Here is a 21,303-nt window from a genome sequence, read left to right as displayed (position 1 = left end):
GACAATAAACATTTTCCTGGTTTTTAGGAAAATGCATACCATGATGTGGAGATAGCTGTCAGTTCTGCTTTTCGCAGTTTTATTAAGTTTGAGACGCAATTACTATAATTGATATGGATAGAAAGTTCGAACAGTTTAGCAGAATGATATGCGAAATGACAATCAAACTCATTTTTCCTCAAGAAAAATGAATACCTTAATAGGAAATAGCAGCGAGTTCTAGCACCAGCTTTAGCTGGTTAAGTAGAATCGTATGCGAAACGACAATCAAACTCATTTTTCTTCAAGAAAAATGAATACCTTAATAGGAAATAGCAGTCAGTTCTACTTGCAATCTATTCAATAATAAAAAACTGACCTCCAAGAAAAATCATTTGGAGGTCAGTTTTCTAATTCTCAATATTTCTTACATAGTTCTCAAAATAATCATTCAAATCGTTTTTGATTTTTTGATATTCTTCTTCGGTGTATTCTTTTTCTTCTAACCGACCTTTAAAGTTTGGCAAATCCAAATCTTTTTTTAGCCGTTCAATTACTTCTTCTTTGTTCATATCGTGAATTCCTCTCTATTCGAAGTACACACAAACAGCTTCAGGAGCGAAGACATCCTTTTGGATCATCGTCAATAAGCCGCTTTCGTTGTCGCGACGATAAAGAGTCAGGTTGTCGCTGTTTTGATTGGCAGCAACAACATACGCATTATCTGGACTCAATGCGAAATCTCTTGGGAAATCACCCTCGGTCGAAATTGTTTGGATCATCTCAACACTTGAACCTTCATCAGCAATGGCAAAGACTGCAATTGAGTTATGTCCGCGATTTGAAGCATATAAGAAGCGGCCGTCATCTGATACGCGGATCGCTGCGCCGCCATTTTCACCATCAAACTCTTTTGGCAAGGTAGAAACCTTTTGTTTTTGTGTGAAGCTGCCATCTGTTTGATCATAAGCTAAAACAGTTACACTGCTGTCTAATTCCCCAAAAAGATAAGCCATACTTTCATTTGGATGGAATACTAAATGACGAGGGCCAGTACCAGGCTCCGCGACATACACTGCAGTTTCTTCAACTTCACCAGCCTCGCTAACATCGTAAGTATACACGCGATCTGTTCCAAGATCACAAGCAACTAAGCGTTGATCCGGTGTAAGATCGGTATAGTGGGTGTGCGCGTGGTCTTGATTTTTATGAGGGCCAGTTGGTTCTTTATGGAAAAGAGACGCAACGGCTTCCAAGGAACCATCTGCTTGGATTTTATAAGTGTTCAACTCACCCTTGTGGTAATTCGCGCCGTAAACTAATTGACGAGCTTCATCAACAGCAACGTAGCAAGGTGATGCGCCTTCTTCTGTAGCCGCATTCAAAAATTTATTTTGGGGATCATAACTAGAAAGTCCGCCCTGACCATCGCGACTTGTCACCGAGTAAAGAAAATCATTTTTACTTTTTGCAAGATAAGTGGGGCTTGTTTCTGCTGTTACTAACTCCAAATTAGTTAACGTCTCAGCCGCAGTATCTAATTGAATTTGATAAATGCCTTGGCTAACGCGTCGTGTGTAGGTACCTAAAAGTATTTTGTGGATCATCAAAAAACCTCCTTCATTGTATGTCTATTCTAGCAAGTTTATTCCCGCTTGGATAGCGTTAACTTTATGATATAATTGAAAAATAAACGAGAAAAGAGCGTGACGTATGACAGTGACAGAAATTACTCAAATTGGAAAAAATGCGATTAATGATGAAAATATCTTAGTTCTTTTTGGTGAAACCATCACACCAGATTTATTGGATGTTTCGATCGTTCAGAAAAAGCTGGGGGATGAAATGATTCAGCTGGAAAAAGGCGGAGAGCTGATTTTTGGTGATCAAAGCTATCAAGTGAATGGTGTAGGGCCGTTGGCTAATGAAAATCTAAATGAGATTGGACATGCGACTATTTTCTTTCAAGAAGAAGTCGGCGTGATTCCAAATGGCATCTATGTCACCCCGGAAAAACTTCCAGATTTGGAAGTTGGGATGAAAATTAGTTATCAGTAGGGACGTGAGTGAGTGGATAAAAAGAAATTAACGCAAAGAACTTCTTGGTTTTGGAAATGGTTCTTAAACAGCCAAGTCGTCGTGGCGTTGATCATTGTATTATTGCTGCTGTTGATCGCGTTGGTATTTACGAAAGTCTCCTATCTATTTGAACCGGTAGGACAATTTTTTGCCATCGTCGGATTGCCAATAGTTATTGCCGGAATTCTTTATTATTTGATGAATCCGGTGGTAAATTTCTTGGAGAGTAAAGGTTTGAAGCGCACCTTTGCGATTGTATTGCTTTTTATTGTGGTCGTAGCACTGTTGATTTGGGGAATCGTCGTTATCATCCCGCAGATTAGGGAGCAAATAGGCTCTATGATGAAAAGCTTGCCGGGGTATTTTGATACGATCAGTGACAAAATAAGTGAGGTCTTTAAAGATCCATCCTTCAAGCCGTTTCAAGAGCACATTGATAATAGTCTGCAGAAGATACTAGAGTCCTTGACGGATACGGCACAAAAACTGTCGCGTGTGACTTTACAGGGCTTGGGAAGTGTCGTTTCGACGCTGGCGACGGTAGTGATCGCGTTGATCACAGCACCGATCATTTTGTTCTTCTTATTGAAGGACGGTGATCAGTTAGCGCCATATATTCTTAAACTGTTACCGACGAAAGCTCGGAAACCGACGTTGCGGGTAATGACTGAAATGAACTCACAATTGGCTTCGTATATTCGTGGTCAGCTAACGGTAGCATTTGCGGTCGCGGTGATGTTCATTGTCGGCTTCTCGTTAGTGGGAATGAACTATGCGATCACTTTAGGAATCTTAGCAGGATTTCTAAACCTGATTCCGTACCTAGGATCATTTTTAGCGATGGTACCAGTAGTGTTTATCGCGCTTGTTACAGGACCGATCATGTTAGTAAAGGTGATCATTGTCTTTGCGATTGAACAAACGATCGAAGGACGAATCGTTTCACCGCTGGTATTGGGAAATCAATTAGAAATTCACCCAGTGACAATTATGTTTGTCTTGCTGACAGCTGGTAAGATATTTGGTATTACTGGTGTGATTTTGGGGATTCCTTTTTATGCGGTAGCAAAAGTTATCGCGATCCATGTATTTGAATGGTATAAAGGTGTTTCAAAACTTTACGAAGACGAAGAAGAGACTCCTGTCGAATAATCGACAGGAGCCTTTTTTTCTTTAGTAGGGTTGGTTAAAATTGCGCTGCTAATGTTTTTGCTTTTTCTTTTGCAGCTGCCACGATCTCAGGTGCTCTAGCTGGATCATAATCGGCACCTTCGATATAGATGGAATCAAATTCAGTAATACCGATAAAATTCAAAATTCCTTTAACATATTGTGCTGAGAAATCTTGACCATTATATGTACCGCCGCTTGATTGGATGTGGAGGGCCTTTTTATCGCTTACTAAGCCGACAGGGCCTTCTGCTGTATATTTGAAGGTTTTACCAGCAACGTTGATTGTATCGAACCAAGCCTTCAATTTTGTTGGAATATTCAAATTCCACAAAGCATTCGCAATAACGATTTTTTCACTAGCTAAAAATTGATCAGTAAATTCGTTGAAAACACGAACTTTTTCTTGTTGAACATTACTTAATTCAGTAAAAACAGTTCCCTTTTTCAAAGAATTCCAGGCTGATAAAAGGTCGCCGTCGATCTCAGGGATATCTGTATAATACAAATCTAACATGGTGAAAACATCTTCAGGATGACTAGCTTGATGTGCTTCAATAAAGGTATCTAAAACAGTCACCGTTTGCGAGTCTTCTGCGGACAGCGGGTGTGCATTCACTACTAGAACATTTGCCAAAACTAACACTCCTTAAATTTAATTACTATCGAATAGTACACAAAATATTTAAAACAAACAATTTTTCTGCTTGAATATTTAAATTAAAATATTTTTTGTTAACTTGCAAGATATTGCTGATACGCTGAAGTGCCGCCGATCACATTTGTTACTTGGAAGCCTTCGTTGCGTAAAAATTGTGCCATTGTTTTTGAACGAACACCGAATTGAGTAAATAGGTAATACGTTTTACCTTTGTCAAGTTGGCTTAAACAGTTTGGCAGCTGGGTCAATGGAATCTGAAGGACATTCGAGCCTTCTAATAACTCAAAAGATTCATCTAGGTCATGGTCTCTTAAATCTAAAACATTCACGGGTTCTTTTGCAGCAAGCATCATAAATTCTTGGGTAGTTACCGAATAATTCATTCTTCTTTATATCCTTTTCTTTCTTAATATCGATTCTAACTTTAATCTATATATAGACTGATTACAAGTGTTATCATAGATATTTTACTGAATTTTGATGGAAAGTAAAGAAAACATTCAAAAAAATTCCATATTAGGAAATTATTGATAAACATAATTGTTGCATTTAGCAAAAACGACTGTCTTTTTTGTTCTGAAGGGAAACTTAAAAAGGATATTGCTTGCGTGAATCCGATAGCATAGTTAAAATAGGAATGATGGAGGGAAGAAAACAATGGGAAATTTTCATTTAGGGAAACTTAATTTAAAAACAATCGCCATTCGTGTGCGAGATCGTGACGGAATGATTCATTTCTATCGTGATATCATCGGACTGCATTTATTGCGGGAAGAAAACGAATTAGCGATTCTGGGATACAAAGATCCGGCCAGTGAACTACTTTGGTTGGAAGAAAGCCCACGAGCAGATGAACATCGTGGTGAAATCAAAAAAATGCAACGGGTTTCACTAGTTGTACCGAATGTCGAAGAACTAGCGAACGTTTATTATCGAGCAGAAAAAGAAGATTATCCGGTCAAATCCGCTTTACAAGCTGATGATGAAAAGGGCTTGCTATTTGAAGACCCTGAAGGAAATGAAATTGAAATTTTCTATGCCCCTAGTAAGGAACGTTCAACTTCGGAACCAATCAAAATTGATTTTGCCGAGTTATCAAAGAAAGCAACAAAACGTGAAAAAATTCATGGCGCGTATTTTGACAAGATTCATTTGAATGTCAGTGACATGAGCAAGCAGCAAGCATTTTTAGCAGAAATATTAGGTTTAGAAGTCCATGACGAGAGTGATGAGGAGATACTTTTGAACCGCGGCGAATTTAATGTAGGATTAAGCACAGCCACTGGCGGCACGATTGATCTGCCAACGGATAAAGTATTAGGACTGGATTTTCTGCAGTTTATCGTTTCGAAGGATAAATTATTAGAGCTTTCGGAACATCTAAGCGGCAAACAGTTAAACTTTTTCTGTGATAAAAAGAAATCCTTGATTACCCTCTATGATGCAGCTGGCATCGAATGGTGGTTCGTATTGAAATAGAAAAAAACCGCGAGAAATCGCGGTTTTCTTTTTGTCATTATTTATAACTACAATGAAAAAGGATAAGGATTCCTATGACATCAAAAGCGGGTGTTACTGATTGAGCGTATCGGATCGCTGAATAAACCAAGAAATCCATCATCAGATTTGAGATGAGATTATAAGAAGGGACAGTAAAAATGCCCGTCTCGATATAATAATCAGTGAATCGGTAAAGCAGAATATTATCAATCACCAATACTAAAAAGAATCCGAATATTTTAACCTGCCAATCATCCACAAGTAGCTGCAGCAAAACAATCAAAAAAAGTGAAAAGGCAAATATAAGGATTTTTCGCGGCTGGCAAATTTGTTTGAGTCTACTGTTCATAAGAATCACCTCTTATTGAAGCATTTGCTTTATTACTTTGATTCTACACGTTAACTTTGTAAAACTAAATTCATTTTTTATTTTATGCTATACTTTTTTAGAAAATAAGTTTAAGGAGGTCGTCATGTATCCTGGAACACTTCGTTTAATAGAAGAAAAGATGCAGGGTGGTGTTTTCCCCGGAACCGTCCTTCGTTTTATTGAAGGAGAGAAAGAGGAAACAAAGGTCTTAGGATCTGCTCAAATCGAACCAACAATGATTGCGATGCAAGAAGATATGCTTTTCGATGTAGCTTCTTTAACAAAAGTTGTTTGTACGACGACTGTTATGCTGAAGTTGAAAGAAGCGGGAAAGCTTTCTTGGGATCAAACGCTGCACGAGCTGTTGCCAGAATTTCAAAATGAGACGATCACATTACGTCATCTACTAACTCATACATCGGATATCCAGACCTACATTCCGAATCGTGATCAATTAAATGCCGAAGAGTTACGGAAGGCCTATTTAACTTTACAGCCGGGCGATCAACTTGGGAAAACGGTTAAATATACGGATGCGGGAACTATCCTATTGGGCTTCTTGATCGAGGCAATCTATCAAAAGGATGTAATCGACGTTTTTAAGGAAGAAGTTTTGCAGCCACTGGACATGACTGATAGCAGATTTTTACCTCAGCCGCCGTATGACAACATCGTACCGACACAAAGGCTAGCGGATGGAACAATTCTAAAGGGCTTGACCCACGATCCAAAAGCACGAATCTTAGCTTCCCATGCAGGCAATGCCGGACTCTTTACAAATATGAAAGATTTAAGTAAATTTGCAAAAATGTATTTGAATCTTGGCCGTGTTAGCGATATTATTTATTTGCATGACAAGACAGTTCAAGAGCTGCTTTATGATCAAACACCAACAGGAAAAGGGAAGCGCTCGATCGGTTGGGATTTGAAATTTAGTCCGTTAGATCAAGCACCGTTACTTTTCCATACCGGTTATACAGGTACTTTTTTGCTACTGGATGTCGTGAAGAAATCAGCTTTCATTTTTCTGTCAAATCGTGTGCACACAGAAGATCATCGGGTCAGCTATGTTTCTCACCGTGATGAAATTTTAACCTGCTATTTAAATGAGCGTGCAAAAAACTATCAAAAGTAAAGAATATCAGCACAGCTTTTTGTCGTTTCGTTAGGTCGAGGCAAGTTGAGCTGGTATACGACTTGAAAATAAATACAATAAAAAAGGAGCAATAAGCATGGAACCATTATTTTTAAAACCAGTTTTTCAAGAAAAAATTTGGGGCGGCGATCAATTACAGACTGTTTTTGGTTTTGATATCCCCAACGACAAAATCGGAGAAGATTGGGCGATCAGCGGGCACCCTCATGGCGTCAGTATTGTAGAAAATGGTCCTTATAAAGGCTGGAAAGTCAGTGATCTTTGGAGCGAGCATCGCGAATTATTTGGAAATGCCAAAGGAGATGTTTTCCCATTATTGACGAAAATCTTGGATGCAGAAGATGATTTATCTGTGCAGGTTCATCCGGACGACAGTTATGGCTTGAAACACGAAGGTGAATTAGGCAAAACTGAATGCTGGTATATTATCAATGCAAAACCAGGCTCAGAGATCGTTTATGGTCACAATGCGAAAACTCGTGAGGAATTAGCAGAGATGATCGAAGATGAACGCTGGGATGATTTATTGCGCCGCGTACCTGTGAAAAAGGGAGACTTTTTCTATGTACCAAGCGGAACGATCCATGCCATCGGTAAAGGTATCATGATCTTAGAAACGCAACAGAGCTCAGATACGACTTATCGAGTATATGACTATGATCGTAAAGACGATCAAGGAAATACGCGTGAATTGCATATCCAACAATCAATCGATGTGACAACTGTTCCGGCTATCAGTCCTGAATTAGAAGTATCTGAAAGTAAAAAAGGAACATCATCTGTAATTACCTATTTAAAAACTGATTTCTTCAATGTCTATGAATGGGATGTTATTGGAGAACTTGCTCTTAAAAAAGCCGGCGACTATACATTGGTAACAGTTGTTGAAGGATACGGTAATTTGATCGTTGACGGTCAAAGCTATGAAATGAAACCAGGCACAAGCTGCATACTACCAGCACAAATTACTGAATGGAAAGTTGAAGGCGAAATGAAGATCATCGCTTCAACACTAGGAACTAAATAAATAGTACCATTAAAATTTGAATCACGTATTTTTAAGGAGCACGCTCTTAATGAGGAGCAGTGCTCCTTTTTCGTCCCTATGTAAGATAGAATTACTTCCTAATCATTTAAGGTTCTCTTAAGTCGGCAAACCTAAACTGATCGATATAGTACTTAACAGGAGGAAAAAAATGCAAAATAAAAAAAAGATCGTTTATGGTGTTTTGTCTCTAGCGTTAACTGTCGGTTTATCGGCTTGTGGAACATCTTCTTCAAAAGAGGCTTCAACGGATGAGCCTGCTGCTAGTACCGCGCAGACATCAAACAGTACTGCTGTTTCAGATTCTTCAGAAACATTTCAGCAGACAGACACAACTGATCCGGTAGAGGATCCGTCATTGTCAGATGTATTAACGGAAGTTCAAAGTAAGTTTCAACAATTAGAATACGTTGATAGTGAAACAGGAGTTACCCTGCGATATAACCTGTACATTCCTGATAACTATGACGAAATAAAAAAATATCCGTTACTTTCATTTATTCCAGATGATTCTATCGTCGGTCAAGATACAACTGCTGGCTTAACACAAGGATATGGCGGAAGCATCTGGGCGACAGAAACAGAACAAGAAAAACATGCCAGCTTTGTTCTAGTTCCTGTATTCGATACTTCAACAGTCGAAGGAGGTATGGGGCAATCCGGCTCAGCGGTGGTCGAAGATCAAGTGAACACCTATTTAGACTTGCTAACTTCCTTACAAAAGGAATACAGCATAGACGCGGATAGATTGTATGCGACTGGTCAGTCAATGGGCGGCATGACATTGTTTTATATCAATGCGAATCATCCAGATCTGTTTGCAGCGACACTCTATGTAGCCTCACAATGGGAAGTTGCTCAATTAACGGCACTAAAAGATCAGAAATTTTTCTATATCGTTGGAGGCGGGGACTCAAAGGCAAGTACTGGACAATCAGATTTGACTGCTATGCTTGAAGAAGAAAACGTAACATACAGCAACGCTGAATGGGATGCTCAAGCGAGTGCGGAAGATAAAAACACAATGGCTAATGAATTGATTGATCAAAAGCAGAATGCGAATTTTGTTCATTGGACGACTGGTTCTGTTCTTGAAGGTTCTAATCAAGGTTCAGAGCATATGGCTTCGTTTGATTATGGCTATACAATTCCAGCAGTTCGAGATTGGCTGTTTAATCAATCAAAATAATGAGTTTGATTGGTGGTAATTTAAAAATTGCATAAGAGAATAAATGCCAATCTAATTAATGTCCCCAAATAAATCTTTCACGCATAACGTGGATGGATTTATTAGGGAGCATTTTGTTGAATAAGGATAAATGAAAGAGCTGGATCAATGCCTCAAACTTAACGGGCATCGATCCAGCTCGATCGTATTTTTATGGTAATTCAGGCAATTCTACATCCTCACCATATTTATTTTTTAATGCGGTGTTGAGTAAACGGATAGCTAATGATTTATTACGGGCTAGGATTGGACCGTGGAAGTATGAGCCATACACGTTTTTGTATATAACACCTTCACCCTGATCCTCACCGTTATTTCCATTTCCCTTGATGATCGTGCCAAGAGGGCGTTCGCCTTCGCCTAAGAAAGTGCGGCCGTTATGGTTCTCAAAGCCATAGTAGGTTTCGCCGAATTCTTCATTGCGGATCTCAATGTCGCCAATAAAGCGATGATTATCTTGACTCAAGGTATAATGATCTAAAGCGCCGATACCATCGATTTTCTCGCCATTAGCACCGATGTAGTAGTGGCCTAATAACTGATAACCGCCGCAAATCGATAATATTACTCCATCGTTTTCGATGTATTTGATCAAATCTTCTTTTTTATCTTGGATATCTTTTGAGACGATGACCTGTTCATAATCTTGTCCGCCGCCGATAAAGACAAAATCAAATTTATCAGGATCAAAATCTTGATAAATGCTGACGATCTCTGAGTGAATCTCGATGTCCATTTGTTTAGCATAATAGTTCAAGGTTAAGAGATTCCCGTTATCACCGTAAGTGTTCAATAAATTTCCGTATAAATGTGCTAAGTTCAATTCGTATTTAGCCACGATCCATACCTCCATCAATATAGCCCTTTTGAGCTAATTCTTTGCGTAGTTGCAGAACAGCTGTGTAGGTCGCTAGAATATACACGTGTTCTGTCGGCAATAGTTTGATCTTTTCGATGACATCCGTCAAGCTTTCTGTCTCGGTCAGTTTTTCGTCAGGAATCCCAGCAACGCGCAACCGCAGTGCCATATCCTCATGTCGATCACCGCCCGCGATTACTGCGGGAATGTCCATTTCAGCGAATGCTTCATGATTGCCGTCCCAAATCCAGCTAATATCAATTCCGTCAGCGTAGTTGGCGTTCAATAAGGATACTAATGAGAAAGGATAAGGTGCTAAGCCAATCATATCGATAACTTGATTCAACCCGACTGGATTCTTTACTAAGACCAAGGTACATTTCTTGCCGTCAATTTCAAATTCTTCTTGGCGTCCAAAGACCTTTTCATCATAGCCTAAGCCGCGTTTGATTTTCTCTTTGGAAACACCATAGTATTCTGCTACCGCAGTTGCGGCAAGAGCATTATAGACATTGTACATACCGCCAACTTCGATCTTGTAATCTTGACCATCGATCACAAATTCAGAAGATTTATTGTCCATAGCTTTCATCTCAGTTAATTTGTAATCTAACTCAGGTCGATGGAAGCCGCAATTTGGGCAATAATATTTTCCCAAATTGGCATAGGTAATCATTTTATACTTTAAGATGTGCTGACATTTTGGACAAAGCAAACCGTCTGTATTGTAATGTGCGTCTTGATCTTTATCAGGCAAATGATCAAATCCATAGTATCTTCGCGGATTGACTGTTTCTAAAGAATTAAAGATCGGTGAGTCGCCGTTACATAAGATCGGTGCGCTAGGTGATTTCGCTGCACCGTCAACGATTAATTTGTAAGTCGTGTAGATTTCACCGTAGCGATCCATTTGGTCGCGGAAGATATTGGTAAACAAGAAAAGTTCCGGCTTGATATATTCTGTAACTTTGCTCAAACTGGCTTCATCGATTTCCAAAACCGCGATTTTCTTGCCGCCTTTTTTTCCTTTAGCATTTAAGAATGTTGAAACAATTCCTTGCACCATGTTGGCACCCGTTGGATTCGTCAACACGTAATCAAATTCTTGTTTTAAAATATTTACGGTCAAAGCGGTCGTTAAGGTTTTCCCATTGGTTCCTGTTACGACAACCACTTTGTAGTCTTTTACTAATGTATCTAAAATCTTCGGATCCATCTTTAAAGCAAGCTGACCAGGATAGCTTGATCCACCTTTAAAGAACGTTTTTAATACCCATTGGGCGGTCTTGCCGGCTGAGATTGCCAGTTGACTTCGTAACCCCATTACACAACCTCCATGTCTGTAACAAATTTAATTCATCTTATCATATTTGAAAAAAAAGTTTAAATAGCTTTCCTTTTTCTTAATTTTTCCAGCAGTTCAAACTGCATATTATGCCATTAAAAACAGAGATGAAAAAAGGCCGGAGCAGTTATTTTCTCCTAGCCAATAATAATCTTTTCTTCTGGAAATTCATAGCCTAAGTCTTGAGTTTCTTTTGGCACGAATAGCATTAAGGTATAGAGCATACCGACACGACCAATGAACATCAAGATAGCAATCATTGTTTTGCCAGTATTAGAAAGATCATCAGTAATCCCTAAAGAAAGTCCGGTAGTTCCAAATGCCGAGGTGACCTCTACGATGATCGAAATCAAAGAATGATCCTCTGTTGCCGTTAAAAAGAGAATACTAAACAGACACATACCTGCAGAAAGCATAAAGACTACCACCGATTTCCGCACATCTTCTTGAGCGATTTTACGACCAAATATATTAATGTCGTTCTCGTTTTTTAAGAAAGAGTATAAATATAATCCGATGATTGCAATGGTCGTGGTTCGAATCCCGCCACCGACCGAACTAGGCGAGCAGCCGATAAACATCAGTAAAGAGAAAATAATCAATGTCGTATTTTGGAACAAATTCAGATCGTGAATCTGCAAGCCGGCATTTCGTGTCGTCATGGAGTAGAAGGACGAGTTGAGCCATTGGTCAAACAAATTCATATTTGAAAAGTTGTGATCTTTTTCCAGCAACCAAATCGCCACCGTACCGCCAATAAAAAGGACAAAGAATGCCAACAAGGCGATTTTTGAAAAGAGACTGAAGCGGAAGGGCAGTCGTGATTTGGATTTTTTATGGTAAATCCATCCGTGAAAATCCATCAAGACCGGAAAGCCGATCCCGCCAATAAAAATCAACACCATAATCGTAACGATGAAAAAGACGTCGTGAGAAAAAGGAATGATCGATTCCCCTGTTACGTCAAAGCCAGAGTTAGTGACCGCTGAAATTGCTTGGTAAAAACCAAAAAAGATGGCTTGAGAGATTTTATGATAATAGCCTGATAAATAGAAATAAATTGAAAAGATCGTACCAAAAAGTACTTCGATCGCTAACAGCATCGTAAACGTGATTCTAATCAAATTAACGATTCCGCTCAGTCGTGGCTGGTTCATATCCGTCATAATCAATTGTCGCTGTTTTAGAGTAATTCGACGTTTTGACACAATAAAAAAGAAGGTAGTAATCATCATGATCCCCAAACCGCCAATATGGAATAAAACTTCCAGCATCAATACACCGGCATCATTGAAGACCGAATTAATATCAAAGGTCGTCAAACCGGTCACTGAAATCGTTGAAATAGCCATAAACAGCATATCAAGGAATGGGACATGTGATCCTGGTTCACGAAAAATCGGCAAACTAAATAAAATTAATGAGAGGACCGTCATGGCTAGATAGTAAAAGACGATAATCTGAATCGAAGAAAAACGATTATTAATTTTTTGCCAGCTTTTTTTAAGAAAGCTTACTCGTCGATCAAACTTCATGGAAGACTCCTTAAATCATCTATTCGAAAATTTTTAATAATAGAGACAGTATATCACGCTTCTATAAAAAAAACTCCCACCGTTTTGGCAGGAGCGAGTAAGAAAATTAGTTAATTAATTAAGCGTCTTGCGCTGTTGCAGCAATGTCGATTTCGCGGATGTTCACTTCTTGCGGCATGTCATAAATGAATTTTACACTTTCTGCAACATGGAGAGGGTTAAGCGTAATCCCACCCATGCTTTCTTTCCATGCTTGATAGTCTGTTAAAGCACCTTGATCTGTTACGTGGGTCAATAACTCTGTTTCCGCAGCACCAGGAGCGACCATAGAAACGCGGACATTTGAACCGGAAAGTTCTTCACGAATTGTTTCACTTAACCCATGAACTCCGAATTTTGATGCAACGTATGCAGCATGGTTAGTGAAAGTCTTCTTACCAGCAAGTGAAGACATGTTGATGACAGTTCCATGATTGCGTTCTTTCATGCTTGGTAGCACGATTTGCATACCGTTCAATACCCCCATTACATTTGTATTCATCATTGTTTGCCATTCTGCAGGGTCTTGATCCAAGACATTACCAAGCAGCATCACACCAGCATTGTTAACTAACAGGTCAACCGGACTATAAACTGCTTCAGCTTTTTTGATGCTGGCTTCAAAAGCTTTGTAATCAGTCACGTCGACTTTTTCGATCATGACATTATCAAAGTTTAATGGTAATGCTTCGATTTTCTCAACACGACGTCCTAATAAAAGTAAGGGGAATCCTGCTTGATTGAAAAGTTTGGCGATCTCTGCACCAAATCCTGAACTTGCACCTGTGATTACAACTAACGATTTTTCCATATAAATTGCCTTCTTCCATAAATGTGATAAACTTACCTTACTACCTGGAGTTAACTCCAAGTCAAGAAGGAAGTCTAAAAAAATGAAAAAATTTTTGATTGGCGATATTTCCGCAATGTATAATATCTCGCAAGATACTTTGAGATATTATGATAAAGCAGGGTTGCTGCCGTTTGTAAGGAAAAATAAAGCGGGTCGCAGAGAGTTTACGGAAGATGATCTCGGCTATATTGAAGTGATCGATTGCTTGAAACGGTCTGGGATTCCCGTTAAGGAAATCGCAAAATTTATGGACTGGTGTGTAAAAGGTGATCAGACGTTACCGCAGCGCTATCAATTTATGATAGAACAAGAAGCTGCTTTGGAGAAGAAAATCCATGAGCTTCAAGCCCAACTGGATTTTTTACGTTGGAAGAAATGGTACTATCAAACAGCTAATGAAGCTGGGACAGAAAAGGTCTTCTTTAAAGAGGGGACGCGGCAAGTCGATAATAAATGGCATCAAAAATATTTAGAGACAAAAAGACGTGAATCTTAATTGGATTCACGTCTTTTTGTCGTCCATAGATAAAAGCAGTCAATAATTTTAAAAATAAAAAAGCAAAGTGGAAATAATCGGCTGCCACTATTTTGAGCTGATTTTTTTCGGATATTAAGAAATCAATACACCAACGGCTAAGAAGGCGAGAATCAAGACAATGATAGTGACCAGTAATTTAGTAACAAACTTGATCCATTTATCAAAACCGATATTTACTACTGAGAGAGAAACTAAAATCAATCCAGTTGGTGCAACCAACCCAATCAATCCTTGTCCCCAATTATACGCATCGACGATCAATGCGCGATCGATTCCTACAACATCAGCTAATGGTGCCATAATCGGCATAGATAGTACTGCTAGGCCAGAAGATGATTGAATGAAGAAGCCTAAAATGACGTACACAAGGAACATGAACCAAATGAAGATGACGTTATTCATACCGCTGATTGCATTACTAAAGAAATTCATGATCGTATCACTGATGAAACTATTCTCCATGACAATACCAACTGAACGCGCTAGACCAACGATCAACGCCACTCCTAGCAGATCGGCTGCTCCAGTGACAAAACTGTCGATGAATTTCTTTTCACCTAGACCAGAAACGAACGCTAAAACATAAGTGACTGCTAAAAAGACGACTGCGATTTCAGTGAAATACCAGCCCAATTGCTGTACACCATAGATCATTACAACAAAGCCTAAGGCAAAGACGAGTAATGAGAATTTTTGCCGATTAGTGAAATTCGTGCTTTTTTCTCTTTCTTGTCCACCTAAAAAGCGTTTGCGATCACTCTCGGCTTGATCAGCAACTAGCGAAGTCGCTGGATTTAATCGAACTCTTTCGGCGTAACGAATCGTGTAAAGAATTGAAATCCCAACAGCAGCAATCCACATCAAGACACGTAATGGCATACCATCAGTAAAACTAATCCCCGCGGCATTCGAAGCAATAACGGTTGAGAAGGGATTGATTGTGGAGCTCATCGTTCCAATCGCCGTTCCAAGATAGATTGTGGCGACTGCCGTGAGCGTATCATAGCCTGCTAGTAAGAAAATCGGTATCAGGATCGGATAAAAAGCAATAGTTTCTTCGGCTAAACCAAAGGTCGTTCCGCCGATAGCGATTAAGGTTGTTACGATCACAATCAGCCATTTTTGTTTGCCTTTTAATTTTTCTGACAAACGCATCATCCCAGCATCCATTGCCCCCGTCGCGTTGACAATCCCAATTACACCGCCCAAGATCAAAATGAAGATCATAATATCAACACTTTCGGTAATCCCTTGAACTTGAGCTCTTAAGAATTGTGTGATAGTACCGGTTACTCCACGTTCGGGCTTTTTGATTTGCTCATAAGAATTTGGAATCGCGGCTGGGCGATAGATGGTACCGTCGCGAAACTTGCCGACTTTGATATGGATATCGTACTTATCCAATGTTTTTTGTGTCGCAGGTTCCATGATCGTTTTGTCCTGCGCATCAGTGATCGCGAATTGATCTTTTCCGCTATCATAAGTCAGCGTACTGTACTTGCCTGAAGGAATAAAGAATGTCAGTGCCTGAACCAAAATCAGTACAATAATGATGACCGTGTAAGCGGAAGGAAAACTGCGTCGTTTCTTTTTTGTCGATTGTTCCATGAAAAAACCTCCTACTATTTATAAATAATTACCACGAAATTATAGCATTGAAGGCTTATATTCTTAAAAAGAAAGCCTGTGACTTTGTTGAAAATAGTCGTTGAATCTTCTAAGACGACCCTGTATTGAAAATTATTACTGTAAATAATCCGGCTTTTCCGCTATAATACGATAGGAACAAAAGGGAAAGGTGACAAGAAATGGCCCAGCTTTTTTTTAAATACGGTGCAATGAACAGTGGCAAGACGATCGAGATCTTGAAAGTTGCCCATAATTATGAAGAACAAAATAAACCGGTGGTATTGATGACTAGTGGATTAGATACACGTGAAGGTGTAGGAACGATTTCCAGTCGGATCGGGTTGAGCCGGCCAGCCGTACCGATTTTTTCTGAGACTAATGTCTATGATTTTATCAAAAGTCTTGATTACAAACCTTATTGTGTCTTGATTGATGAATCGCAATTTTTATCGAAAGATCATGTTGTGCAATTGGCACAAGTTGTGGATGAATTAGACATCCCGGTAATGGCATTTGGCTTAAAAAATGATTTTCGTAATGAAATGTTTGAAGGCTCGAAATATTTACTGCTTTATGCAGATAAATTAGAAGAACTGAAGACGATTTGTTGGTTTTGTCATAAGAAGGCGACAATGAATCTGCATTATATTGACGGTCGACCTGTCTATGAAGGGGATCAAGTTCAAATCGGAGGTAATGAAGCGTATTACCCCGTTTGTCGCAAACATTATATACACCCAGAAATTACCAGTCCTGCTAGCGAAAACTAGCGGAATATTGATGTGATGAAAATCAGTATCATTTTTCTCAAAGAAGAATGATGTAAAGAATAATCAATTTAGGAGGAATTTAATCCATGTACGATCAACTACAGGCTATCGAAGATCGTTATGAAGAGCTTGGCGAATTACTGAGTGACCCGCAGGTTATCAGTGATACCCAACGCTTCATGCAGCTTTCAAAAGAAGAAGCCAATACGCGAGATACGGTAGAAACCTATCGCCGCTATAAAAAAGTGGTAGAGGGAATCAGTGACGCGGAAGAAATGCTAGGTGAAAACTTAGATGCTGAGATGGCGGAAATGGCTAAAGAAGAGCTGTCCGATTTGAAAAAAGAAAAAGAAGTTTTAGAGGATGAGATCAAGATTCTTCTATTACCAAAAGACCCGAACGATGATAAAAATATTATCATGGAAATTCGCGGAGCCGCTGGTGGCGATGAAGCTGCCTTATTTGCTGGCGATCTATTTAACATGTATCAAAAATATGCCGAAAATCAAGGCTGGAAAACAGAAGTTATGGAAGCCAATGTTACGGGTATCGGCGGATATAAAGAAGTTATCATGATGATTACTGGTGACAATGTATTTTCAAAACTGAAATATGAAAGTGGTGCGCATCGTGTTCAGCGTGTGCCATCAACTGAATCACAAGGCCGTATCCATACTTCGACTGCGACTGTGGTAGTTATGCCGGAAGCAGAAGAAGTAGAGATTGATCTCGCTGATAAAGACATTCGCACAGATATTTATCACGCATCTGGTGCCGGTGGACAGCACGTCAACAAAACAGCATCTGCTGTTCGTTTGACCCACATTCCAACGGGGATTGCTGTTGCGATGCAGGATGAACGTTCGCAAATTAAGAACCGTGAAAAAGCGATGAAAATCTTACGTGCGCGAGTTTATGATAAAATCCAACAGGAAGCACAAAGCGAATATGATGCAAGTCGTAAATCAGCTGTTGGTACAGGGGATCGTTCAGAACGTATCCGTACCTATAACTTCCCGCAAAATCGTGTAACTGATCATCGTATTGGTTTAACGATTCAAAAATTAGATCAGATCCTAGCAGGTAAGCTGGATGAGATTATTGATGCCTTGATTATGTATGATCAAACCAAGAAATTGGAAGATATGCAGAATGGCTAAAACTTATGTAGAAGTCCTGTCAAGGGCTTCTTCTTTTTTAGAAGCCGCAGGAAAAGAAGGTTATGACATCGAGTATCTTTTCCTGGCTCGTAAAAACTGGGATAAAACGCATTGGCTAATGCACATGCGAGAGGAAATTTCACTTGCGGACGAAGCGCTAATTGAAAAAGATTTAGCAAGTCTTATGAAGAATATTCCGCCGCAATATTTGCTGGGCTATGAGTATTTCTTTGAGCGCCGCTTCAAAGTAACCGAGGATACTTTGATTCCGCGACCAGAGACGGAAGAATTGGTTGCGCTGTGCTTATCTATGAATGATAATACACCGAAAAAAGTTGTTGATATCGGCACAGGTACAGGTGCGATCGCTGTTAGTTTGAAATTGGAGCGGCCAGATTGGGAAATGACCGCTGTCGATATTTCTGAAGGTGCTTTAAACGTCGCAACCGAAAATGCTCGGAACTTACAGGCGAGAATCAGCTTTAAGCAAAGTGATGTTTTAGCAGAAATTACTGAAAAACAAGACATCATTATCAGTAATCCACCCTATATCAGTCAAAGCGAATGGGATTTAATGGATGAGAGTGTGCGAACCTATGAGCCTAAGACAGCTCTCTTTGCTGAAAATGAAGGATTAGCGATTTATCAAAAAATTGCAGCAGAAAGTCGAGAATGTCTCCAACCAAATGGAATGATTTTCTTGGAGATTGGTTTTCGGCAGGGACAATCTGTGAAGGAAATCTTTCAAACGGTCTATCCTGAAAAAGAAGTAACGATCCACCAAGATATGTCAGGGAACGATCGGATGATTGTCATTCGCTAGAAATTATTTTTTGCGCAAAAAATAATAAAAGAACACTGTAGCGGTGGGACTAAAAGGACAAAAAAGTTATCAACATGGTTATACACACTTGACATTTTGTTTATCCACAACGCGGGGATAAGTCATGGAAGAAAGTTTTTATAATAGGAAAGTTAGGAAAAGGAGCTGTGGAGAAGCTGTGGAAACAAAAATTTTTCAATCAGATCAAATAAATCAAGCGGCAGCGTTATTGCGCCAAGGAGAATTGGTGGCTTTTCCGACGGAGACAGTCTACGGATTGGGCGCTAATGCGCTTTTACCAGAGTCAGTGAAGCAGGTTTTTGCGGTCAAAGGACGTCCTAGCGACAACCCTCTGATTGTCCATGTCGCCGACTTTTCAATGACAGCAGAGTTTGTTGAAAGTTATCATCCATTAACTGAGATGATCGTCAAACATTTTTGGCCAGGACCGCTGACCTTGATCTTTAAGATCAAAGAAGGCAGTTTAAACCCTGTTGTGACAGGTGGGTTATCCACAGCTGCCTTCAGAATGCCAGATAATAAAAAAACATTATCTTTAATTGAAAAAACTGATGCACCGCTAGTTGGACCAAGTGCAAATACATCCGGCAGGCCAAGTCCAACGACAGCACTGCATGTATATCATGACCTAAAAGGGAAAATCGCAGGGATATTAGACGATGGTGCGACACAAATTGGTGTAGAATCGACTGTCTTAGATCTAAGTGGTGAGGTGCCGACGATTTTGCGGCCGGGTGCAGTTACGCAAGAGGCACTGAAGGAAATTTTAGGGGTAGAGGTTCCTTTAGATAAACATTTGGTAAAAGAGAGTGAGACACCAAAAGCTCCAGGTATGAAATACAAGCATTATTCACCAGACACGCCAGTTTTGATGATCAACTCTGACGACTGGGAAAAAGCATTAATTTGGGCGGAAGCAAATGATAAAAAAGTCGGTTTGCTTGTGACACCAAAAATTGCTGATAAATATTCTTCTGCGGATCGTTTCGTATTTGCTGATGAAACGGTTGAGGCTGCTACGCGAGGATTGTTCAGCGGGTTGCGGGCATTGGATGAAGCGAAGAAGGTAGATATTATTTTCGCGGAAGTCTTTCCAGAAGATCATTTGGGCTTGGCTTATATGAATCGTTTGAAGAAAGCGGCAGCACAAAATTATTTTAGTGAAATGTAAACAAAAGATTCGATTATCTGCTGAAACTTTCGTATACTTAAATCAGAAAATTGAAAGGTGGCGTTGGGATGGATTACAAAGCACTAGATCCCGAACTATGGGGAGCAATAGAAAATGAGGCGGAGCGTCAAGAACAGAATATTGAGTTGATCGCCTCAGAAAACATCGTGTCAGAAGCAGTACAAATGGCACAAGGAAGCGTCTTAACGAATAAATACGCGGAAGGATACCCTGGCCGACGTTATTATGGCGGTTGTGAATTTGTCGATGTGGTTGAGAATTTGGCAATTGATCGGGCAAAAGAATTATTTGACGCAAAATTTGCAAACGTGCAAGCGCACTCTGGTTCACAAGCCAATCAAGCAGCATATTTCTCATTAATCCAGCCTGGCGATACTGTTTTAGGAATGGATTTATCAGCGGGAGGTCACTTGACACACGGTTCGCCGGTAAATGTCAGCGGCAAATTATACAACTTTGTCAGCTATGGAGTTGATCCTCATACAGAAACGATCGACTATGAAGTTGTTCGTATTTTGGCGCGGAAACATCAGCCTAAACTAATTGTTGCAGGTGCGAGTGCATACAGTCGGACAATCGATTTTGCCCGCTTCCGGGAAATTGCTGATGAAGTTGGCGCTAAATTAATGGTGGACATGGCTCATATTGCGGGACTAGTAGCAACCGGCTTACATCCTAACCCAGTACCTTATGCAGATGTCGTAACATCAACGACACATAAAACGTTACGCGGCCCTCGCGGCGGATTGATCTTGACTAACGATGCGGACTTAGCTAAGAAAATCAACAGTGCTGTTTTTCCTGGACTGCAAGGCGGACCACTCGAGCATGTCATTGCTGGTAAGGCTGTTGCTTTTAAAGAAGCATTGGCACCAGATTTTAAAGTATATAGCGAACAGGTTCTTAAAAATGCTCAAGCAATGGTCAAAGTCTTCAATCAAGCACCAGAAACACGTGTGATCTCTGGATCCAGCGACAATCATTTATTATTGATCGAAGTTACCGGTTTTGACATTACTGGACGTGAAGCGGAAGAATTATTAGACAGCGTGCATATTACTGTCAATAAAAACTCGATTCCATTTGAATCAAAAAGCTTCAAAGAAACTAGCGGTATTCGAATCGGAACACCTGCCATCACGAGTCGCGGGTTTGAAGAAGAGGATGCGAAGCAAGTTGCTGAACTTATCGTTGAAACATTGCGTTCTAGCGGTAACGAAGAAAAATTAGCTGAGATCCGCAAAGCGGTTTTAGAATTAACAGATTCTCATCCAATTCATGCACATTAGACTAGTTTTCTTATAGCGGTTGTCATATAATTAGGAGAAATGCAGAATAAAGGAGCAATTTA

22 protein-coding genes are annotated in these 21,303 nt (G+C 39.8%); 12 read left to right on the top strand and 10 right to left on the bottom strand.

Annotated features, from left to right (window positions below):
* Nucleotides 1-389 precede the first annotated feature (389 nt).
* Together FFR60_RS06075 and FFR60_RS06070 are read right to left on the bottom strand one after the other, a co-directional pair.
* Nucleotides 390-551: a hypothetical protein gene (locus FFR60_RS06075; protein WP_016180453.1), complete on the bottom strand. Its 162-nt coding sequence runs from the start codon at nucleotides 549-551 to the stop codon at nucleotides 390-392.
* A 15-nt stretch (nucleotides 552-566) separates the two neighbouring features.
* Nucleotides 567-1,586: a lactonase family protein gene (locus FFR60_RS06070; RefSeq protein WP_137663457.1), complete on the bottom strand. Its 1,020-nt coding sequence runs from the start codon at nucleotides 1,584-1,586 to the stop codon at nucleotides 567-569.
* 106 nt (nucleotides 1,587-1,692) lie between these two features.
* Between FFR60_RS06070 and FFR60_RS06065 the strand changes: the two genes are divergently transcribed.
* Complete coding sequence (locus FFR60_RS06065) at nucleotides 1,693-2,037, top strand: PTS glucitol/sorbitol transporter subunit IIA (protein WP_088933157.1); 345 nt, start codon at nucleotides 1,693-1,695, stop codon at nucleotides 2,035-2,037.
* A gap of 12 nt (nucleotides 2,038-2,049) precedes the next feature.
* A complete protein-coding gene (locus tag FFR60_RS06060) occupies nucleotides 2,050-3,210 on the top strand; it encodes an AI-2E family transporter (RefSeq protein ID WP_088933156.1) in 1,161 nt (386 codons plus the stop codon).
* Nucleotides 3,211-3,244: 34 nt separating this feature from the next.
* On the opposite strand, the gene FFR60_RS06055 is transcribed toward FFR60_RS06060, so the two are convergent.
* Nucleotides 3,245-3,865 carry an FMN-dependent NADH-azoreductase gene (locus FFR60_RS06055; RefSeq protein ID WP_088933155.1) on the bottom strand — a complete coding sequence of 207 codons (621 nt, stop codon included), beginning with the start codon at nucleotides 3,863-3,865 and terminating at the stop codon, nucleotides 3,245-3,247.
* A gap of 98 nt (nucleotides 3,866-3,963) precedes the next feature.
* Nucleotides 3,964-4,272, bottom strand: a complete 309-nt coding sequence (locus FFR60_RS06050; protein WP_088933153.1) for a rhodanese-like domain-containing protein — start codon at nucleotides 4,270-4,272, stop codon at nucleotides 3,964-3,966.
* A gap of 274 nt (nucleotides 4,273-4,546) precedes the next feature.
* Between FFR60_RS06050 and FFR60_RS06045 the strand changes: the two genes are divergently transcribed.
* Nucleotides 4,547-5,368 (top strand): VOC family protein, encoded by an 822-nt coding sequence (locus FFR60_RS06045; protein WP_137663456.1) that lies wholly within the window; start codon nucleotides 4,547-4,549, stop codon nucleotides 5,366-5,368.
* A gap of 37 nt (nucleotides 5,369-5,405) precedes the next feature.
* Here the strand turns inward: FFR60_RS06045 and FFR60_RS06040 are convergent, their stop codons facing one another.
* On the bottom strand, nucleotides 5,406-5,738 hold the full coding sequence (locus FFR60_RS06040; RefSeq protein WP_088933151.1) for a hypothetical protein: 333 nt from the start codon (nucleotides 5,736-5,738) through the stop codon (nucleotides 5,406-5,408).
* A gap of 124 nt (nucleotides 5,739-5,862) precedes the next feature.
* Between FFR60_RS06040 and FFR60_RS06035 the strand changes: the two genes are divergently transcribed.
* The 3 genes from FFR60_RS06035 (at nucleotide 5,863) to FFR60_RS06025 (ending at nucleotide 9,149) form a co-directional block, all read left to right on the top strand.
* Nucleotides 5,863-6,894: a serine hydrolase domain-containing protein gene (locus FFR60_RS06035; RefSeq protein ID WP_137663455.1), complete on the top strand. Its 1,032-nt coding sequence runs from the start codon at nucleotides 5,863-5,865 to the stop codon at nucleotides 6,892-6,894.
* 97 nt (nucleotides 6,895-6,991) lie between these two features.
* The gene (manA, locus tag FFR60_RS06030) at nucleotides 6,992-7,942 is read left to right on the top strand and encodes a mannose-6-phosphate isomerase, class I (RefSeq protein WP_137663454.1); all 951 of its coding nucleotides are present in this window, start codon (nucleotides 6,992-6,994) and stop codon (nucleotides 7,940-7,942) included.
* A 169-nt stretch (nucleotides 7,943-8,111) separates the two neighbouring features.
* Nucleotides 8,112-9,149 carry a carboxylesterase family protein gene (locus FFR60_RS06025; protein WP_137663453.1) on the top strand — a complete coding sequence of 346 codons (1,038 nt, stop codon included), beginning with the start codon at nucleotides 8,112-8,114 and terminating at the stop codon, nucleotides 9,147-9,149.
* Between the two features lie 190 nt (nucleotides 9,150-9,339).
* Here FFR60_RS06025 and FFR60_RS06020 read toward each other — a convergent pair whose 3' ends face one another.
* From FFR60_RS06020 to FFR60_RS06005, 4 genes are all read right to left on the bottom strand, one after another.
* Nucleotides 9,340-10,026 carry a type 1 glutamine amidotransferase gene (locus FFR60_RS06020; protein WP_088933147.1) on the bottom strand — a complete coding sequence of 229 codons (687 nt, stop codon included), beginning with the start codon at nucleotides 10,024-10,026 and terminating at the stop codon, nucleotides 9,340-9,342.
* Nucleotides 10,019-11,371, bottom strand: a complete 1,353-nt coding sequence (locus tag FFR60_RS06015; RefSeq protein ID WP_088933146.1) for a Mur ligase family protein — start codon at nucleotides 11,369-11,371, stop codon at nucleotides 10,019-10,021. The genes FFR60_RS06020 and FFR60_RS06015 overlap by 8 nt, the downstream gene beginning before the upstream one ends.
* Before the next feature lie 158 nt (nucleotides 11,372-11,529).
* Complete coding sequence (locus tag FFR60_RS06010) at nucleotides 11,530-12,927, bottom strand: TrkH family potassium uptake protein (protein WP_088933145.1); 1,398 nt, start codon at nucleotides 12,925-12,927, stop codon at nucleotides 11,530-11,532.
* A gap of 118 nt (nucleotides 12,928-13,045) precedes the next feature.
* A complete protein-coding gene (locus tag FFR60_RS06005; RefSeq protein ID WP_137663452.1) occupies nucleotides 13,046-13,777 on the bottom strand; it encodes an SDR family oxidoreductase in 732 nt (243 codons plus the stop codon).
* Between the two features lie 82 nt (nucleotides 13,778-13,859).
* Between FFR60_RS06005 and FFR60_RS06000 the strand changes: the two genes are divergently transcribed.
* Complete coding sequence (locus tag FFR60_RS06000; RefSeq protein ID WP_088933143.1) at nucleotides 13,860-14,315, top strand: MerR family transcriptional regulator; 456 nt, start codon at nucleotides 13,860-13,862, stop codon at nucleotides 14,313-14,315.
* A 114-nt stretch (nucleotides 14,316-14,429) separates the two neighbouring features.
* Here FFR60_RS06000 and FFR60_RS05995 read toward each other — a convergent pair whose 3' ends face one another.
* Nucleotides 14,430-15,965 carry a YfcC family protein gene (locus FFR60_RS05995; protein WP_137663451.1) on the bottom strand — a complete coding sequence of 512 codons (1,536 nt, stop codon included), beginning with the start codon at nucleotides 15,963-15,965 and terminating at the stop codon, nucleotides 14,430-14,432.
* Nucleotides 15,966-16,165: 200 nt separating this feature from the next.
* On the opposite strand from FFR60_RS05995, the gene FFR60_RS05990 reads away from it, so the two are divergent.
* The 5 genes from FFR60_RS05990 (at nucleotide 16,166) to glyA (ending at nucleotide 21,241) form a co-directional block, all read left to right on the top strand.
* Nucleotides 16,166-16,756: a thymidine kinase gene (locus FFR60_RS05990; protein WP_088933141.1), complete on the top strand. Its 591-nt coding sequence runs from the start codon at nucleotides 16,166-16,168 to the stop codon at nucleotides 16,754-16,756.
* Nucleotides 16,757-16,842: 86 nt separating this feature from the next.
* On the top strand, nucleotides 16,843-17,916 hold the full coding sequence (gene prfA, locus FFR60_RS05985) for a peptide chain release factor 1 (RefSeq protein WP_088933140.1): 1,074 nt from the start codon (nucleotides 16,843-16,845) through the stop codon (nucleotides 17,914-17,916).
* Entirely contained in the window at nucleotides 17,909-18,739 is an 831-nt protein-coding gene (prmC, locus tag FFR60_RS05980) for a peptide chain release factor N(5)-glutamine methyltransferase (RefSeq protein WP_137663450.1), read from the top strand. Before prfA ends, prmC begins: the two co-directional genes overlap by 8 nt.
* Before the next feature lie 178 nt (nucleotides 18,740-18,917).
* A complete protein-coding gene (locus FFR60_RS05975; protein WP_137663449.1) occupies nucleotides 18,918-19,931 on the top strand; it encodes an L-threonylcarbamoyladenylate synthase in 1,014 nt (337 codons plus the stop codon).
* A 68-nt stretch (nucleotides 19,932-19,999) separates the two neighbouring features.
* On the top strand, nucleotides 20,000-21,241 hold the full coding sequence (glyA, locus tag FFR60_RS05970; protein ID WP_137663448.1) for a serine hydroxymethyltransferase: 1,242 nt from the start codon (nucleotides 20,000-20,002) through the stop codon (nucleotides 21,239-21,241).
* Nucleotides 21,242-21,303 lie beyond the last annotated feature (62 nt).

Origin of the sequence: Enterococcus hulanensis, assembly GCF_005405485.1 — a bacterium.
Lineage (GTDB): Bacteria > Bacillota > Bacilli > Lactobacillales > Enterococcaceae > Enterococcus_A > Enterococcus_A hulanensis.
The sequence above is the reverse complement of the archived record's forward strand: the minus strand, read 5'-3'. Positions and strand labels throughout refer to the sequence as shown.

Bases quoted from the DNA above. Each gene is read 5' to 3' on its own strand.
- FFR60_RS06040 (WP_088933151.1), bottom strand. From the start codon at position 5,738: ATGAACAGTAGACTCAAACAAATTTGCCAGCCGCGAAAAATCCTTATA.
- FFR60_RS06015 (WP_088933146.1), bottom strand. From the start codon at position 11,371: ATGGGGTTACGAAGTCAACTGGCAATCTCAGCCGGCAAGACCGCCCAA.
- FFR60_RS05995 (WP_137663451.1), bottom strand. From the start codon at position 15,965: ATGGAACAATCGACAAAAAAGAAACGACGCAGTTTTCCTTCCGCTTAC.
- glyA (WP_137663448.1), top strand. From the start codon at position 20,000: ATGGATTACAAAGCACTAGATCCCGAACTATGGGGAGCAATAGAAAAT.
- FFR60_RS06065 (WP_088933157.1), top strand. From the start codon at position 1,693: ATGACAGTGACAGAAATTACTCAAATTGGAAAAAATGCGATTAATGAT.
- FFR60_RS06005 (WP_137663452.1), bottom strand. From the start codon at position 13,777: ATGGAAAAATCGTTAGTTGTAATCACAGGTGCAAGTTCAGGATTTGGT.
- FFR60_RS06045 (WP_137663456.1), top strand. From the start codon at position 4,547: ATGGGAAATTTTCATTTAGGGAAACTTAATTTAAAAACAATCGCCATT.
- FFR60_RS06050 (WP_088933153.1), bottom strand. From the start codon at position 4,272: ATGAATTATTCGGTAACTACCCAAGAATTTATGATGCTTGCTGCAAAA.
- prfA (WP_088933140.1), top strand. From the start codon at position 16,843: ATGTACGATCAACTACAGGCTATCGAAGATCGTTATGAAGAGCTTGGC.
- FFR60_RS06035 (WP_137663455.1), top strand. From the start codon at position 5,863: ATGTATCCTGGAACACTTCGTTTAATAGAAGAAAAGATGCAGGGTGGT.
- FFR60_RS06000 (WP_088933143.1), top strand. From the start codon at position 13,860: ATGAAAAAATTTTTGATTGGCGATATTTCCGCAATGTATAATATCTCG.
- FFR60_RS06010 (WP_088933145.1), bottom strand. From the start codon at position 12,927: ATGAAGTTTGATCGACGAGTAAGCTTTCTTAAAAAAAGCTGGCAAAAA.
- FFR60_RS06070 (WP_137663457.1), bottom strand. From the start codon at position 1,586: ATGATCCACAAAATACTTTTAGGTACCTACACACGACGCGTTAGCCAA.
- FFR60_RS06025 (WP_137663453.1), top strand. From the start codon at position 8,112: ATGCAAAATAAAAAAAAGATCGTTTATGGTGTTTTGTCTCTAGCGTTA.
- FFR60_RS06075 (WP_016180453.1), bottom strand. From the start codon at position 551: ATGAACAAAGAAGAAGTAATTGAACGGCTAAAAAAAGATTTGGATTTG.
- prmC (WP_137663450.1), top strand. From the start codon at position 17,909: ATGGCTAAAACTTATGTAGAAGTCCTGTCAAGGGCTTCTTCTTTTTTA.
- manA (WP_137663454.1), top strand. From the start codon at position 6,992: ATGGAACCATTATTTTTAAAACCAGTTTTTCAAGAAAAAATTTGGGGC.
- FFR60_RS05990 (WP_088933141.1), top strand. From the start codon at position 16,166: ATGGCCCAGCTTTTTTTTAAATACGGTGCAATGAACAGTGGCAAGACG.